Here is a 218-nt window from a genome sequence, read left to right as displayed (position 1 = left end):
CGGCCGGCCCGACCGGCACGCAGGAGGAGACCTATGGCTGAGTCCCAAGAGACCGCCGCACCCGAGGCACCTGAGCCAGAGACACCTGAGAAGGACGAACGCGTCCGCGAGATGTCCTCTGTGCGCAAGGCCCTGATCCGACCCGAACTGGGCGCGATCTGCGGCACGATCCTCGTCTTCATCTTCTTTCTCTCCATTGCCAGCGGCAGCGGCATGTT

The 218-nt window shown here is 64.7% G+C and carries 1 pseudogene; it reads left to right on the top strand.

The features are described from left to right. Window positions 1-33 precede the first annotated feature (33 nt). Window positions 34-218: pseudogene (locus Q0915_RS32055) on the top strand (ABC transporter permease); the annotation flags it as partial.

The organism is uncultured Roseibium sp. (assembly GCF_947494555.1).
In the GTDB taxonomy this organism is placed as follows: domain Bacteria; phylum Pseudomonadota; class Alphaproteobacteria; order Rhizobiales; family Stappiaceae; genus Roseibium.
Note: the sequence above shows the minus strand (reverse complement) of the source record. Positions and strands in the feature narration are given on the sequence as shown.